At 64.9% G+C, this 1,238-nt stretch carries 2 protein-coding genes; both read left to right on the forward strand.

Annotated features, from left to right (window positions below; genetic code table 11):
- A partial coding sequence (locus VJ307_05205) for a hypothetical protein (protein HJX73537.1) occupies positions 1-867 on the forward strand: 867 nt, incomplete at its 5' end.
- The coding region (locus VJ307_05210; GenBank protein HJX73538.1) for a prolipoprotein diacylglyceryl transferase family protein at positions 864-1,238 on the forward strand (375 nt) is incomplete at its 3' end. The genes VJ307_05205 and VJ307_05210, both read left to right, overlap by 4 nt.

The raw sequence follows: 1,238 nt of genomic DNA on the forward strand, positions 1-1,238 counted from the left end.
CATATCTATGAGCCCCCCGAGGCGGCGGTGGACAAGGCGATGGCGTCCCATCTCATCTCGCGGACCCTTCCCTGGGTGAAAAAGGTGGTCGTGGACGGCCTCGTCGTGGAGTACCCGAACCGGGAGAGGGCCCACGAGGGCCTGCGGACCGACATCGCGACGTTCTACCGGAACCGGTATCCGGAGGTGTACAAGGCCCGGAAGGCCGACGTGGAGAAGGCGATCGATACCGCGATCAACATTTACAACCACAGCGTCTTCCCGGACATGAAGGTGAACTGGAAGACGTACGCCTCGAATATCGGGCACCGGAACTGGCCGGGCTGCTTCCGTTGCCACGACGGCAGGCACGTCTCTAAAAGCGGGAAGGTCCTGACCACGGAGTGCTCCACCTGTCACACCATGCCGGAACGCGGCCCTCTCGCGCCCCTCGGGGCGATGATGCCCGGCCCCAAGATGGCGTGGCACCCCATGAGCCTGGAAGGGAAGCATGCCCGCACCTTGTGCAACAAATGCCACTCCGCGGGGTACCGCCCCCCCAACGACTGCGCCGAGTGCCACAAGATCGATAAATCCGCCCCCATGATGTCCATGGCCTGCGGGGACTGCCACACGAAGAAGTTCGAGGCGCAACCGGTCACGCCCTGCCGGGAGTGCCACCCGGTCCTGCCCGGCCTCCACCGGAAAGGGGAGCACCCCGGCCTTTCCTGCACGGAGTGCCACCGTCCCCACGTGTGGGAAGTCACGGGGCGCGATACCTGCCTGGCGTGCCACGGCGACAAGGCGGATCACAACGTAGAGGGGGCATGCGTCGACTGCCACGATTTCCGGGGGACGTCCGCCCCGGGCAAGACCCGTTCCGGGTGATCCCCTACTTCGAGCAGCCCGTTCTCGTCCTCGGGCCGGTGAAACTGTACGCCTTCGGCATCTTAGTCGCGATCGCCATGCTCGCGGGCATCCAGGGAACGCTTGTCCGGTGCCGGAAGCTCTCCCTGGACACCGACCTGTGCGCGGACCTGCTGTTCTTCCTGCTGATCGCGGCGTTCGTGTCGGCCCATCTCTTCGCCATCCTCGCGTACTTTCCCCGCGAGGCGGCGAAAAACCCGTGGATGATCCTGAAGATCTGGGAGAACATCAGCTCCTTCGGCGGGATCATCGGCGCGCTGTTCGGGATCTGGCTCTTCTGCCGATGGAAATCGCCTCCCCTGCCTCCCGGCACCGGCTGGAGATATCTCGAC

The organism is Candidatus Deferrimicrobiaceae bacterium, assembly GCA_035256765.1.
Taxonomy (GTDB): Bacteria; Desulfobacterota; Deferrimicrobia; order Deferrimicrobiales; family Deferrimicrobiaceae; genus CSP1-8.